This is a genomic window from Microbacterium aurantiacum (assembly GCF_002872075.1).
In the GTDB taxonomy this organism is placed as follows: domain Bacteria; phylum Actinomycetota; class Actinomycetes; order Actinomycetales; family Microbacteriaceae; genus Microbacterium; species Microbacterium aurantiacum_A.
This window is the reverse complement of the sequence record NZ_PGGU01000029.1, coordinates 242,788-256,680: the sequence shown is the minus strand read 5'-3', so window position 1 is coordinate 256,680 and position 13,893 is coordinate 242,788. Positions and strand designations below refer to the sequence as shown.

The window sequence follows — 13,893 nt, the reverse complement described above, 5'->3', positions numbered from 1 at the left end:
CCTTTCTCGGGGAGCGAGCGCTCAGGAGCGCACGTCGTCCAGGTCGTAGGCCGTCTCGGCGTGGAGCACGGTGTCGAGGCCGGTGACCTCAGTGCCGTCGTCGACACGCAGGCCGACCGTGACCTTCAACAGCCAAGAGATGAGCGCAGTGACGACGAAGGTGTAGACGAATACGGCGACGATCGCGAGCGCCTGTGTGCCAAGCAGACCCCAGTCCCCGCCGAAGAAGATGCCCGTCGCCCCTGCCGGCGACGACGGGTCGGCGAGGAAGCCGATCGCCAGAGTGCCGAAGATGCCGGGGAACATATGGATCGCGACGGCATCGAGCGCATCGTCGTATCCGAGCCTCTCCTTCAAGCTCAGTGCCGCGAAAGCGACGATGCCGGCAAGGAAGCCGATGATGATCGCTCCGACCGGCGAGACCGAGTTGGCGGCCGGGGTGATACCGACGAGGCCGCCGAGCACGCCCGAGATCGCACCCAGCGACGTCGCCGCCTTGCGGAGGACCCGCTCCACGACAACCCAGCCGAGAAGACCGGCGCAGGCTGCGATGAGCGTGTTCGTCACAGCGACGCCGGCGCTCTCGTTGATACCGCCGGACGATCCGCCGTTGAAGCCGTACCAGCCGACGAGCAGCAGCCCGCCGCCGCCGATTGCAATCGGCAGATTGCCGGGGCGTCCGACGTGCGGGAAATCGCGACGCTTGCCGAGGAAGAAGGCGAGCACGAGAGCTGCGACACCCGCGTTCATGTGCACCGCTGTGCCGCCGGCGAAGTCGATCGCGTGGAGGTTGTTCGCGATCCATCCTCCGATCGTCGAACCGTCGGCTGAGTCGAACGCGAAGACCCAGTGGGCCACCGGGAAGTAGACGAGCGTCGCCCACAGGCCGCTGAAGATCAGCCAGGTCGAGAACTTCATGCGCCCCTCGACCGCACCGCCGATGATGCCGACGGTCAGGCCCGCGAAGATCAACTGGAACACGGCAATGAGGATGGCAGGCACGGCACCTGCTGGCGTGTCGGCGCCCAGCAGCGACTGCATCCCGAACAGCCCCGTCGGGTCCCCGATGAGCCCTGCGCTTCCGACGGAGTCGCCGAGGGTCAGACCGAAGCCGTACAGGACCCAGAGCACGGCCGTCACGGCGAAGCCGCTGAACACGATCATCATCGTATTCAGGATGTTCTTGGTGCGTGACAGGCCGCCGTAATACAGCGCGAGTCCTGGCAGCATGAGGGTGACGGCGACGGTAGCGGTCAGCATCCATCCGGTGTTCCCCTGCGAGGTGATGTCCATGTCGATCTCCTTTCGTCGTGCGTTCGTGTCTTGGATGGCGGGTGCGGTCAGCGCGTGAGGAGGTCTTGCAGAACCTGCGCAAGAGCCTCCACTCCCGCGGTGACATCGTCGGATTCGGCGGTCTCCGCGGGAGTGTGCGACGCTCCGGTGGGGTTGCGGACGAAGAGCATCGCGGTGGGGATGACATCGGCGAGCACCCCGGCGTCATGGCCGGCTCCGGTATCGAGAACGGGAGCACCGGGTAGCACAGCCTGCAGCCGATCACGCAGCGCCGCATCGAACTGCACGGTCGGCGAGAACGACTGCTCGGTCACGCTGACGCGGCACCCCTCTGCATCCGCTGCTGTCTCGGTCATCGTCGTCACGGCGTCGACGATGCGGCGCACCGCGTTGTCGTTGCGATGTCGCACATCCATCCAGAGGTCGACCGAGGAGGCGATCACGTTGGTTCCCCCGGGCGTGACCTTCACCCGCCCGACGGTTCCGCGGGCATCGTCGACTGACAGAGTCTGTTGGCGGAGGCATCGGATGGTCTCAGCGGCGACGACCACGGGATCCTGCCTGTCGGCCATTCTCGTGGCACCGGCGTGGTCGCCTCGTCCTTCGATCCGCACGTGCCACCGACCGTGCGCGATGATCGCGCCTGCGAGCGCGACAGGCTGCTCGAGGTCGACGAGCCCGCGTCCCTGTTCGACATGCAGTTCGACGAATGCCGCGATGTCCGCGAGACGAGCGGGGTCAGGACCGATGAGCGCGGGATCGAGTCCGACAGCCGAGGAAGCCTCAGCGAACGAGTGCCCCGAATCGTCGACCAACGCGCGAATGTGATCCGGCTCCACCGCACCGGCGAGCAATCGGGAGCCCAAGCAGGCGATGCCGAACCGCGATCCCTCCTCTTCGGGGAACACGGCGACGGCCAGCGGACGCACCGGCGCCACGCCGCGGTCCCGAAGCAGATCGACTGCCGCGAGAGCACTCGCGACGCCGAGAGGGCCGTCGAAGTTGCCTCCGCCGGGGACGGAGTCGAGGTGCGAACCGGTGACGATCACGCCACGCCGCCGCTCGGCGTCCCGTGCGCCTCCCACCTCCCACCAAGCCCAGATGATGCCGTTGCCGTCGGTCTCCAACGTCAGCCCGCGCTCTTCGGCGCGAGCCGTGAACCATGCCCGCAGTTCCATTTCGGCGGACGAGAAGACCGGACGCGAGTAGCCGCCGCGCTCCGCATCCACGCCGATGCCGAGAATCTCGGCCAGGAGGGCATTCGCGTCGGCATGAGTCGTCGAACCCACGTCACACCCCCGCGAATCGCTGGCCGGCCGCGCGGAACCTATCGGATGCGCGCTGCGAACCGGATACCAGGTCGAGAACGAGCTCACCGAGAAGAGGAGCGAACTTCGCTCCCTGTCCAGAGCATGGCGAGAGGATCGTTATGCCTTCGACGCGGTCGATGATCATGTCGTCGCTCGGCACGTTCGTGAACAGGCACGTGGATTCTGCATAGGGAGTCGTCAGGAGCCCGGGGGTGAAGCGTTCGACGAAGTCGACGACGCGTCCGCGGTTCGCAGGATCGATCTGGCCATTTTGATCGCGCGCGGACGGGATTACGCGCCCGCCGTTGTATTCGGCGACCTTCTGGCCGCGGAACTGCGCATCGCGTCCGCCGGGCAGGCTATAGGTCTGGATGTCTTCGCCCTTGTAGATGAACGTCGGCCACGAGGCGGCAGCCCCCAGAGGCGTGACTCCGCAGTCCCTGGCGTCGCGGTACAGGAAGTGGAACGCGTTCTCCTGCCGGACCTCGAACTGCGGCAGCGCATCCACGAATCCGCCGGGCAGGTCGAGCCCGCCGAGCAGGGCCGGCAGCCAGCCGCCGGCGGCGACGATCACCTGTTCGGCATGCACCGTGTCGCCATTGTCCGAGGTGACCAGGTAGCCGGACTCCGCATGGCGCACCGATGCGGCCTCCCAGCCCAGGCGCACTTCGGCGCCCGCGGCTCGGGCGAGGCCCACCATCGTCTCGACGGCGAGCTCGGCGTCGATGATGCCGGCTGAAGGGTGCCACAGCACGTCACTGTCGAAGTTCAGCTGCGACCATCGCGCCTTGGCGTCTCCGGCTGTGAGGAGCTCGTGTTCGATGTCGTTCATCTCGAGGGCGTGGGCGAGTCCGCGTGGGTCGCGCACGATGCCGCAGTCCAAGGCCCCGCTCGGGGTGATCAAAAGAACACCGCTCGCCGTTTCGAGCTCTGCCCAGCCGTGCTGCGCCTGCACGACCAGATCGACGTAGAACGGGTCGTGGTAGGCGTAGCGGAAGATGCGCGCGGACCCATGCGAGCTGCCGAGGTGGGATGCCGGCACATCGCGCTCGAGCAGGATCACCTCGGCGCCGGACTGGGCCAGCCGCCATGCGGCGGAGGCTCCGCTCAGACCGGCACCGATGATGGCATAGCTCGCGGTCTCGGCGACCGCGTCGGTGTCTCTCTCTCCCACGGGTCAGACCAGTTCCGGCGCGTCCCAGAGGTTCAGCTTCGTGCCGATCCCCTGAGCGACGGCGTTCTCGTAGACGGTCTTCGCCCAGGCGACGTCCTCCACGCCCATGCCACCGACGCTGAACAGCACCGGCTGGTCGTCGAACTCACGCCCCGGCACGGTGCCCTCGAACACGTCGCCGATGTTCACGACGCGCGACTCGTCGAGTTCGCCCGCTTCGATGAGGTCCTGCCAGTAGAGACCGATCATGCCGAACGCCGTCTCGTGCGACGGGGCAGGATACTCCTCGGCCCACGCCTCGTAGATCTTCTTGGCGTCGGCGATGAGTCGCGCTTTGCCCGAGAGCGTGTACTCCTTGTCCATGCGCAGGTTCGCCGGCAGGCTCAGGAACGCACCCGGCTTGATCCAATCCCCATCGATGTAGGGGTAGTTCTCCGAGCCGACGAGTCCCGTCACAGCCTCGGAGACGATGTCGGATTCCCGCACGGCGTCCTCGACGGTCTCGGCGATCTCGATCGTCGTGAACTGCGGATAGTGCTCGCGCACGTATTCGGCGAACGCCTCCGACGTCGAGCGACGTCTGCCGTTGATGCGGATCGTGTCGAGCGTCGGCCGCGCCGTCGTCATGGCGTGCAGCGCGCTCTTGTTCATCGCACCGGGACCGATGATGCCCAGGGACTTCGCGTTCACCGGCGCCAACTTCTTCGCGGCCGCACCGGGAACGGCGGCCGTTCGGTAGGCGCTCTCGAGGTTGCCGGACATGATCGCATAAGGAGCGCCGGTCTCCTTGTCATTCAGGACGATCAGGTGGATGGATCGAGGAAGGCCCTTCTCGCGATTTTCGATGTTCGAGCCGTACCATTTGACCCCGGCGGTGTCGAAGCGCCCCCCGAGGTACCCAGGCATGGCCATGAAGCGGCGATCGGCAGCATCGAGCGGCATACCCGGGAAGGGCGAGCTCGCAGGGAATCCGATCTGCGCGCCGTGCGAGTTCGCCGAGCTGCCGGCCATCCGGTAGTCGCCCTGCGCGACGAGGATGAGCACCTCCTCCATCACCTCCATGCAGCGGGCCATGTCCTTCATCCCGGCCGCTATCACCTCGGGCTCGCTGAGGTAGAGCATGTCGATGCGGGTGGGGGCAACGCTGTCAGCAGTCATGTCGAGTCCTTCAGGTCGGGTGCTTCATGACCAGAGAACAGCTGTTGACAACCCCAGGTCAAATACTATTTCCGCGCCGCATTGATAGCATTTCGCTCGCAATCCCCCGGAAACAACGCGGTAATACGAAACCCGTATCGTTCCCGCCATGGAACTCCGTCAGCTGCGCTACTTCATGGCCGTGGCCGATGAACTCCACTTCGGCCGAGCAGCGCAGAAGCTCCACATGTCGCAGCCGCCGCTCAGTGTTCAGATCGGACGCCTCGAGCGCGAGGTCGGCACCTCTCTCTTCGACCGCAGCACACGGCGCGTACAGCTCACGCCGGCCGGACGTCACCTGCAGGAGCGGGCCCGCAGGATCCTCGACGAGGTCGACACCGTGCGCGCCGACATGCGCGACTACGTGGAAGGGCTCGCGGGCCAGCTCAGCGTGGGATTCGTCAGCTCGGCGAACTACACCGTACTTCCCGACGTCGTCCAGCTGTTCCGGTCGAGAAGCGCGAAGATCGCCCTCACGCTCGTTCCTCTCACCTCAGGCGAACAACTGGAGCGCGTGCGGGACGGGACGTTGGACATCGGCATCGTACGCGACGAGGATCCCGCGGCCGACCATGCTTCGTCGATCCCTCTCACAGCGGAGGTGGTGTTCGAGGAACGCCTCGTCGCCTGTCTGCCGATCGGTCATCCGCTCGCGCAGCGCACCGAGGTGACCGTCGACGAGATCGTCGAGGTGCCGATGATCTCCTACCCTCGTTCCCTCATGCCCGGCTTCGTCGACCGCGTCACGGATGCCCTCTCCACCGCCCCTCACCCCATGAACGTGGTCGAGGAGGTCGTGCACCAGGAGACCGCGCTGGGGTTCGTCGCCGCAGGCGTCGGCGCGAGCATCCTGCCCGAGTCCGTCCGTCAGCTCATTCCGGCATCCATCGCCGTCGTCCCCCTCGCCGGCGCTCCGAAGACGCGTCTACTCGCCGTTCGGCAGACGAGAGCGACCGGTGACGCACGCGGAACCGCATTCATCGAGTGCCTTCGCGAGGCGGCCGCGTCGTCAGGCGTACTCAACGGTTAGCAGAGTTCGAACCACTCGCCAGGGCCGCAAGCTTCCACAGAGCAGCAACAGACGAGTCGACTGCTCGCGATTGATGGCGCCGCTCACGAACTGCAATACGAGCCCGTCGAGTGCCGCGAAGACGGCGCGCGCAAGTGCGTGCTCACGTGCAGGTCCTTCTCTTCGCTGAGGGCCATCGTCGCAGACCACGCGAGGGCGGCAGAGGCCAGCTATGACAGCGACCCGAAATGGTGGGCACCCGGCTGTCCGGGCACTCTGCACCGATCAACGCAACAACCCTGGTATCCGACCTCGAGTATGCATCTCGCTCGGCACTGGGCAGGCTCGACCTCACTTGATGAAGCACTGTCCGGAAAGTGTGCTGACGCCCAACCCGCAGGTCGCGGCGTCGACTAACTGAGCTCCAACGAGATCTCCGCGTGGCCGCCGGACGGCAGGCAGACCCGCGAGACGCACACGCAGATTCTCGAGCTCGCGTCCCGCTGGCGCTCGCTGTAGAACACGTCGCGGTGGTCGATCACCCCTTCGAGCCCGATCACGCGCGCTTCGCACAGCCCGCACTCGCCTTTCCGGCAATCGAACAGCGCATCCGCGCCGGCGGCCTCGAGCGCTTCCAGAAGCGTCGAGGAGGGCGGGACGACCGTCTGCAGCCCCAGCGCCGGCACTCGGACGGTGAAGCGCTCCGGGGCGAACCAGCCGCTGTTGCCGAAGGTCTCGAACCGCAGGCGAGACGGAGAATGTCCGCGCTCCACCCATGCTCGACGGACCGCATCCATCAGCCGGATGGGCCCGCACATGTACAGCTCACTGTCGGGATGGACGCCGTCCACGAGCGCAGCGACGTCCAACGATGTGCCCTCCTCGCGCACGTGCACCTGCAACCGGTCGCCGTGAGCCGCTTCCAGGTCCGTCAGGTACGCCATGTGCTCGCGCGCACGCCCGCAGTACACGATCCGGTACTCGGCGCCCGCTGCAGAGAGCGCCGCCGCCATTCCCAGGATCGCCGTGATTCCGACCCCGCCGGCGAGAAGAGTATAGGAGGGGGCGCCGAGGCGCAGCGGGAAGTCCTGCAGAGGCTGCGTCACGTCGATGACGTCCCCCGCCCTCAGGGCGTGCATCACCTTCGCACCGCCCCGCGATACCTCCGAGTCGAAGACACTGATGGCGAGCGCTGTCCCCGCCGGGTCGCTGTCGACGCTCGAGTACGACCGCGTGACGAGCTCCGCACCGACCCGCAGACGCACATCTACATGCGACCCGGGCGGGGCGGGGACCGGATGCTGCGGACGGATCACTATCCGTTTGATGGCGGGGGTCAGCTCGGTGCCACTGAGAACCGTCGCCTGCTGCCAGACGATGGAATGCGAACTCGCCACGGTCAGTGCCCAGCCGCGGCAGGTACGGGCATCCTGCCTTCGTCCTCCAGCATCCGCTCCAGGAGCCGTCGCACCCACATTCCGCCGGCGTCGATGTTGAGGCTGTAGAACTCATAGTCGGGGTTCGCGTCGATGGCGGCCTGCTGCGCCTGCAGCATCACCTCGTCCTCGTTGAAGACGCCGTGCACGCCGTTGCGCAGCTGCGTCGTGATGAGCTGGCTGTCCAGTCGGTAGTTGCGCTGGAACGACCAGAAGTAGTGGCTGGTGCGGTCGGTCTCCGGCGTGATGGTGTTCATCACGTACCCGTTCACGCCGGCGCTGCGGTCGCCTTCCGGTGCACCCGTGCCGGTGGCGGCCACGCCGACGTCCAGGCAGATCGTCGACGGCGCTTCGAAGTGGATGATCTGCCAGCGATCGACCCTCCCCGAGAATCCGGGGAACTTGTCGCGCATGTTCTTGAGCCAGAACGGCGGGGCCTCGATGTCGATCATCCATCGCTCGACGGTGACCGTGGTGTCGGTGTGGCTGGTCACGAATTCCGACTCGCTGAGAGCGTCCTGCCCGATGCTCGAAGTGTGCACGAACTCCTCGTGCGTGAGGTCCATGAGGTTGTCGACCACGAGCTGGTAGTTGCACTCCGCGTGGATCAGCTCACCGTCGCCGGTCCACTCCGGCGACGTCATCTGATGCATGTCGGGGATCGTCGACGGATCTGCCAGCGTCGCATCTCCCACCCAGACCCACAGATACCGGTAGCGGTCGACGATGGGGAAGGAGGCGACGGTGGCACTCGGGTTGATCGTCTCCTGGGCGGGCATCGCGGTGCACCGCCCTGCGGGGTTGTAGCGGATGCCGTGGTACGGGCACTGCAGATCATCGCCGATGACCTTGCCCATCGAGAGAGGTGCGAGCCGGTGCCAGCATGCGTCGGCGAGAGCGACGGGCGTGCCGTCCTCCGTGCGGTACATGGCGAGCGGCCGACCGGCGACCGTGCGTGCGAGCGGCTTTCTGGTGACCTCGTGGTCCCAGGCGGCGACGTACCAGGCATTGCGCGGGTAGTCGAAGATCTTCGCCGTCGTGGTCTCGGTCATCGCCACTCCCTCGTGTCGGAAATTTACCTATGTAGATAGGTATCTGCATCGTACGATCGAAGTGTCGCCAACGCAAGGGATCACCGCGTCCTGATACGTTCCTGGACATGACGAGAGAGGTTCGATGTCCCTGAGATACGCGCTGCTGGCCCTCCTGCGGGTCGGCCCGCTGTCGGGCTACGAACTGCAGAAGTTGTTCTCGGAGTCCGTCGGGCACGTCTGGCACGCGCCGGACTCGCAGATCTACCCCGAGCTTCGGCGCATGGAGACGGCCGGGTTGATCCGCGGAGAAGAGCAGACCCGCGGCGAGCGCGGTCGGCGCCGCATCTACCACGCGACCGAAGACGGCGCCGAGGCCTTCTTCGAGTGGATCAACGAGCCGATGGAGTACTCACGCGTGCGCGACCCCGCACACCTGCGGGCGGCGTATCTCGAATCGGCCGAGCCCGAGGCGGCACGAGAGTTTCTCGCCGACCACGCACGCCAGCACACGGAGCTGCTCGACCGCTGGCAGAGCGAGATCGATCGCATCCTTTCGGGCGAGCATCCGATGCTCCAGCGCCGGCTCCTCGCCATCCCCGAATCGGAGCGCGAGCGCGCGATCGCCTTCAAAGTGTTCGCCTACGAGGGTCTGGTGGAGCGCGCGAAGGCCGAGATCCGCTGGGCCAAACGCGGCCTGCGACTTCTCGGCGACCTGAACCCATAGCGCCGCACACAACATCGTGGTTCGAGAGCCGCAGAAGCGTGCCTCGGATCCGGCGACGACTACGCGTCGCCTGTCGGGCAACCGAGCTCAGCCGCGACCGACCGAATGGCTCCGACCGCGATGGCGTGAGTCGTGATGCGGTCTGCCACGATCTGCAAGCCGTAGCCATCCTCGAGAGCCACGAGGGTCTTGGCCACGAGGTCGGCATCAAGATTCGGCCTGAAGACTCCCGCCTGCACTCCTGCGTCGATGATTCCTCGGTAGGTGACGAGCTGACGGCGATCGAGTTCCTGCACCAGCTCCTCGTGCAGTTCGGAGTTCCCTGCGAGCACGTCGAGTTCGAACAGCAGACGCATCAGCGCGTCGTCCGGTCCAGAAGGCAAGCCCGTCGTGATGGCGACGGCGAGTTTCCGCCGAGGGTCCGGTTCTTGGGCCACGGTCGCGTCGCGCTGGTCGCAGAAACGGGCGACACCGGCAGCGTGGGCTTCGAGAAGCAGAGCGTCGAGGTCGTCGTAGTAGTAAAGGACCGCGCCGCGCGTCAGCCCGGCCTCTTTGGCGACATCTGTCAGCGAAAGCGCACGCAGGCCACGTTCGAGGCCGGCAGTGTACGTCGCTTCGATGAGCGCCGTGCGCCGGGCGCCTTGATTCTTCTTTCGTGCCACCAGTTGACAGTACCGGCGTCACATGTCATCCTCCTAAGGATTCTTTGACGTTCGAGTCAAAGAATCGACGCCCTCCCCTTTCAGACAGGCAGATCAAGCCATGACGAACTCTCCACCCACGCTCACCACCGACGGCACCGGCGCATCGCAGAAGGGCCTCGCGCGCTCGCTGGGCGTCGGCGGCAACGTGATGCTCACGCTCTCTTCCATCTCCCCCGCCGCCAGCGTATTCATCCTGGGAGGAGCAGCACTGGGGGCGTACGGCACCGGCGTGTTCTGGGGTTTCCTCATCGGAGGTGTCATCAGCCTGCTCGTCGCTCTGTGCTATGCCGAACTCGGCTCCCGTCATCCGATCGCCGGCGGTGATTACGCCCTGGTCAGCCGGACGCTGGGACCCGCCTCCGGGTGCGCGGTGTTCTTCTTGGGGCTCGTGGGACTGCCCTTATCCCAGGCGGTCTTCGCGCTGGGCGTCGCCGACTACCTCGGGGTGACGATCGCCGGGATGGACCCCGTCGTCACCGCCCTCGGCGTGACCCTCATCGCCACCGTCGTGTCGTGCCTGAACATTCGCACGAACGCCTGGGTCACCGGTACTTTCCTCGTCGTCGAGATCGCTGCGCTGGTGCTCCTGACCGGCCTGGGTGCCATCCACATCGAACGCCCCGTGACCGATCTCCTCAACCCGCAGGCGCTGGATTCGAGTGGCGCTCTGGCACCCATCGGCATCGCCGGTCTGGTGCTCGTCATCACCCAGGGCGTCTTCGCTCAGTTCGGCTACGGCGGCGCGGTGTATTTCTCCGAGGAGACGAAGAACCCGCGGCGCAATGTGGCTCGGGCGGTGCTCCTCTCGGCTGTCATCACCGTCGTCGTCGAGGTGGTGCCGCTCGTCTTCGTCATGCTGGGCGCCGATTCCCTGGAGGGACTCGTCGGCGCCGAGCTGCCGGTGCAGGCTTTCCTCGAGCAGCGGGCAGGTCACGCTCTCTCGGTGTTCGTGCTGCTGTCGATGGCGCTGGCGATCCTCAACGCGAACATCGCCCTCAGCCTCCAGGCCGGACGGCTGCTCTTCGCCGCCGCCCGCGACAAGGCGCTGCCCGCCGTACTGGCCAAGCCCCTCTCCCGCGTCTCCGGGGCGGCGCACATGCCGCGCGTCGCGACGATCGTGATGGGCGTGCTCTCCGGCCTCTGCTGCCTCATCCCCATGACCGTGCTGCTCAATGCGACCGGGTCCACGGTGGTGACCGGATTCGCCTTCATCGCCATCGCCGCCATCGTCGTGCGCCGCCAAGGGGGCGTCCCGGCCTCGGAACTGTTCCGGATGCCGTTCTGGCCGGCGCCGGCGCTCGTGGCGCTCGTCGTGATCGCCAGCGTGATCGGCATCAGCGTTCTCAATCCCGAACAGTGGGTGAGCGTGAGCATCGCCGGCGGAGTCGTGGTGGCGGGGTACGTCTATTACTTCGGATACCTTCGCCCACGCAAGGGAACCGCGTTCCTCATGCTGGAGGCTTGGGACGACGAGCAGTGAACTCGATTCGAGTGAGGGAGCGGGACCGCACGCGGTCCCGCTCTCTGTCACACGAATCCGTCTGCGGCGGTGAGTGCGGGCCACGTCACCGGACAGTGGCCGGCGACCAGCCGCGCACCCTCGGCTGCGGCGAGTCCCGTGAGTCGATCGTGGGACTCCCGCACCAACGGGGCGTCTGCCGGCAGGGCGTGCGTCCCCACGACCTGATCATGATCGATTCCCGCCTGCAGGTCGATCGCGTCCATGGCGAAGAGCCAGGTTCCCGACTCGGCCATCCGGACTCGGTAGGACATGTGCCCCGGCGTGTGCCCGGGTGTGGATACGGCGTCCACGCCGGGGGCGATCACACCATCGCCGTCCAGGATGCGCCATGTCAGCGCCGGGTGCTCGTAGTCCTCCCGCAGGTACGCGTCCTCTCGGCCGGCCGTCGTGATCGCGAAGTCGAGCTCACGCCGCTGGATGCAGACCTCGACGCCGGCCTCGGCCAGATGCCGGAGACCGCCGGAGTGATCGAAGTGCAGGTGCGAGACCGCTGCCACGGCGATATCGGAGGGAGCGAGGCCATGGGCGGCGAGCGCGTCCAGCAGCGGGTCGCCGTCGGTGAGGAACTCGGGGAGGCCGGCCGGAGCGTACAGATCACGGTCGGGGTTCGGGCCACGGAAGCGTCGGGCGTCCGTTCCGGTGTCGAGCAGAACCCAGCCGATCGTGGTCTTCACGAGGATGGCGCATACGGGTTCACGCAGGACCCGGTCGGATCCGCCCTCCATCGAGATCCATTCCGGTATCTGATCCCACGCCAGCGTCAAGCAGATCAGCTGCTGACACGTCTCGGCGGACAGCGGGGCCTCGCGCGTGCTGGAGCTCATGGTCATCATCCTCTTCTCGGGCGGTTGGAGCGGGTCATCGCTGGGCATCCGGTCACTCCCATGCTCGGCTCAGGACATCGATGAGCCGCGCCAGGGTCTCGCGGATCGCGGTCGACTGCGTACGGGGCAGTGCGTCTCTGGTCAGGTTGTCGACTTCGAGCCCCGCGATCGTGGCCATGATCAGCCGCGCGTCGGTCGACGGCTCGGAAGAGCCGAGACGGCCGAGGACGTTGGCCAGCTGCGCATGCAGGGCCTGCTGCCAGGCGGTGGAGGCCCGAGCGATCTCCGGCCGCCTGCTGGCCTCGACGAGGAACTCGTATTCAGCGACCAGTGCGTTCTCGTCGTTCGCGAGCCCATCGATGACGAAATCCGCCAGACGTCCCGCGAGATCAGCCGCGGAACCCGCATCGCCGATCAAGGCGATCGTCTGCACCACCCGCTGCAGTTCGCGGTGGGCGTGCGCGTCGAAGGCCTCGCCGATCAGTTGCTTCTTGTTGACGAAGTAGTAGCTCAATGCGCCCAGCGGCAGGCCCGCCTCGGCGGCGAGAGATCGCATCGACAGAGCTGCGAGTCCGTCTCTGCCGATCACCGTCAGGGCCGACTCGAGAATCCTGCCCTTGCGTTCTGCACCCTTCTTGCTGGGCGGTTCCGTCACTCCTGGCAATGGGTCCCTCTTCCATTCGGTCGATCAGGACGATCGTACAACAATATGCGGCATCGATTTCGTCAGTCTCGTAAGAAACACGGAGTCTAGGATAGCAATATTGTACGATCGTTCCAATCTATCCTCGATATCTTGGAGGCCACCGTGGCTCAGACACGACAGCGCACCGCCATCGTCACCGGAGCCGGCAGCGAGCACGGCATCGGATTCGCCGCAGCCCGCGCGCTCGCGGCCGCGGGGATGCGCACCGTCATCACCTCGACGACCGACCGCATCTTCGACCGCGTGGAGACCCTGCGCCGCGGCGGCTTCGAGGCTGCCGGAGTCGTCGCCGATCTCACGCAGCAGGCGGGAGTCGATGCCGTCGTCGCCGCAGCACACGACGCGTTCGGCGGCGTCGACGTGCTCGTCAACAACGCCGGGATGACGTCGATGTCAGACCCCGACGACCCCGGCTCCATCGACGATCTCACGCTCGAGCAGTGGCACGCATCGATCGAACGCAACCTCACGACGTCGTTCCTCATGATCCGCGCGGTGATCCCCGGCATGCGCGAAGCGCAGTACGGTCGGATCGTCAACGTCGCGTCGGTCTCCGGACCGGTGCAGGCTTACGCCGGCGACGTCGCGTACCACGCCGCCAAAGCGGGCGTCGTGGGCATGACCCGGGCGACTGCCATCGACACCGCGGCGGCGGGCATCACGGTCAACGCCGTCGCTCCAGGATGGATCGAGACGGCATCCGCCTCCGACCACGAGCGGGCGATGGGCCAGGCGACGCCGGTCGGACGTTCCGGGACGGCTGACGAGGTGGCGCACGCCATCGTCTTCCTCGCCGGCGAGGGCGCGTCCTACATCACCGGCCAGCTCATCACCGTGGACGGAGCGAATTCCATCAACGAAGAACGCGGGGCCTGAGGCGTTCGCCGGCTCCGAGCCGGGTGCGGATCTGTCACGACCCGCACCCGGCTCGGTCGTTCAGCCGTTCGCGTTCGCCAGGAC

Annotated in this window: 13 protein-coding genes; 4 read left to right on the top strand and 9 right to left on the bottom strand. The window is 66.5% G+C overall.

Annotated features, from left to right (window positions below):
- Window positions 1–21: 21 nt before the first annotated feature.
- The 4 genes from CUR96_RS18155 to CUR96_RS18140 are packed head-to-tail and all read right to left on the bottom strand — an operon-like array spanning window position 22 to window position 4,935.
- A complete protein-coding gene (locus CUR96_RS18155) occupies window positions 22–1,293 on the bottom strand; it encodes an ammonium transporter (protein ID WP_102194727.1) in 1,272 nt (423 codons plus the stop codon).
- A 47-nt stretch (window positions 1,294–1,340) separates the two neighbouring features.
- Entirely contained in the window at window positions 1,341–2,582 is a 1,242-nt protein-coding gene (locus CUR96_RS18150) for an allantoate amidohydrolase (protein WP_102194726.1), read from the bottom strand.
- Window position 2,583: 1 nt separating this feature from the next.
- Window positions 2,584–3,777 (bottom strand): FAD-dependent oxidoreductase, encoded by a 1,194-nt coding sequence (locus CUR96_RS18145; RefSeq protein ID WP_102194725.1) that lies wholly within the window; start codon window positions 3,775–3,777, stop codon window positions 2,584–2,586.
- Between the two features lie 3 nt (window positions 3,778–3,780).
- Window positions 3,781–4,935, bottom strand: coding sequence for a tyramine oxidase subunit B (locus CUR96_RS18140; protein ID WP_102194724.1), 1,155 nt, complete (start codon window positions 4,933–4,935; stop codon window positions 3,781–3,783).
- A gap of 148 nt (window positions 4,936–5,083) precedes the next feature.
- On the opposite strand from CUR96_RS18140, the gene CUR96_RS18135 reads away from it, so the two are divergent.
- Window positions 5,084–6,004: a LysR family transcriptional regulator gene (locus CUR96_RS18135; RefSeq protein ID WP_102194723.1), complete on the top strand. Its 921-nt coding sequence runs from the start codon at window positions 5,084–5,086 to the stop codon at window positions 6,002–6,004.
- Between the two features lie 392 nt (window positions 6,005–6,396).
- On the opposite strand, the gene CUR96_RS18130 is transcribed toward CUR96_RS18135, so the two are convergent.
- Window positions 6,397–7,380 carry a PDR/VanB family oxidoreductase gene (locus CUR96_RS18130; protein ID WP_102194722.1) on the bottom strand — a complete coding sequence of 328 codons (984 nt, stop codon included), beginning with the start codon at window positions 7,378–7,380 and terminating at the stop codon, window positions 6,397–6,399.
- Between the two features lie 2 nt (window positions 7,381–7,382).
- A complete protein-coding gene (locus CUR96_RS18125) occupies window positions 7,383–8,471 on the bottom strand; it encodes an aromatic ring-hydroxylating dioxygenase subunit alpha (RefSeq protein WP_102194721.1) in 1,089 nt (362 codons plus the stop codon).
- A 124-nt stretch (window positions 8,472–8,595) separates the two neighbouring features.
- Between CUR96_RS18125 and CUR96_RS18120 the strand changes: the two genes are divergently transcribed.
- Entirely contained in the window at window positions 8,596–9,177 is a 582-nt protein-coding gene (locus CUR96_RS18120; protein ID WP_102194720.1) for a PadR family transcriptional regulator, read from the top strand.
- Window positions 9,178–9,236: 59 nt separating this feature from the next.
- Here CUR96_RS18120 and CUR96_RS18115 read toward each other — a convergent pair whose 3' ends face one another.
- Window positions 9,237–9,839 (bottom strand): TetR/AcrR family transcriptional regulator, encoded by a 603-nt coding sequence (locus CUR96_RS18115; RefSeq protein WP_102194719.1) that lies wholly within the window; start codon window positions 9,837–9,839, stop codon window positions 9,237–9,239.
- Window positions 9,840–9,939: 100 nt separating this feature from the next.
- On the opposite strand from CUR96_RS18115, the gene CUR96_RS18110 reads away from it, so the two are divergent.
- On the top strand, window positions 9,940–11,361 hold the full coding sequence (locus tag CUR96_RS18110; protein WP_102194718.1) for an APC family permease: 1,422 nt from the start codon (window positions 9,940–9,942) through the stop codon (window positions 11,359–11,361).
- A 47-nt stretch (window positions 11,362–11,408) separates the two neighbouring features.
- On the opposite strand, the gene CUR96_RS18105 is transcribed toward CUR96_RS18110, so the two are convergent.
- On the bottom strand, window positions 11,409–12,227 hold the full coding sequence (locus tag CUR96_RS18105) for an N-acyl homoserine lactonase family protein (protein WP_180969102.1): 819 nt from the start codon (window positions 12,225–12,227) through the stop codon (window positions 11,409–11,411).
- A gap of 52 nt (window positions 12,228–12,279) precedes the next feature.
- Window positions 12,280–12,882: a TetR/AcrR family transcriptional regulator gene (locus CUR96_RS18100; RefSeq protein ID WP_180969101.1), complete on the bottom strand. Its 603-nt coding sequence runs from the start codon at window positions 12,880–12,882 to the stop codon at window positions 12,280–12,282.
- 153 nt (window positions 12,883–13,035) lie between these two features.
- Between CUR96_RS18100 and CUR96_RS18095 the strand changes: the two genes are divergently transcribed.
- On the top strand, window positions 13,036–13,809 hold the full coding sequence (locus tag CUR96_RS18095; protein WP_102194715.1) for an SDR family oxidoreductase: 774 nt from the start codon (window positions 13,036–13,038) through the stop codon (window positions 13,807–13,809).
- The last annotated feature ends 84 nt before the right edge of the window (window positions 13,810–13,893 follow it).

Coding starts and splice junctions, on each gene's coding strand:
- CUR96_RS18120 (WP_102194720.1), top strand. CDS start 8,596: ATGTCCCTGAGATACGCGCTGCTGGCCCTCCTGCGGGTCGGCCCGCTG.
- CUR96_RS18140 (WP_102194724.1), bottom strand. CDS start 4,935: ATGACTGCTGACAGCGTTGCCCCCACCCGCATCGACATGCTCTACCTC.
- CUR96_RS18135 (WP_102194723.1), top strand. CDS start 5,084: ATGGAACTCCGTCAGCTGCGCTACTTCATGGCCGTGGCCGATGAACTC.
- CUR96_RS18155 (WP_102194727.1), bottom strand. CDS start 1,293: ATGGACATCACCTCGCAGGGGAACACCGGATGGATGCTGACCGCTACC.
- CUR96_RS18110 (WP_102194718.1), top strand. CDS start 9,940: ATGACGAACTCTCCACCCACGCTCACCACCGACGGCACCGGCGCATCG.
- CUR96_RS18125 (WP_102194721.1), bottom strand. CDS start 8,471: ATGACCGAGACCACGACGGCGAAGATCTTCGACTACCCGCGCAATGCC.
- CUR96_RS18105 (WP_180969102.1), bottom strand. CDS start 12,227: ATGAGCTCCAGCACGCGCGAGGCCCCGCTGTCCGCCGAGACGTGTCAG.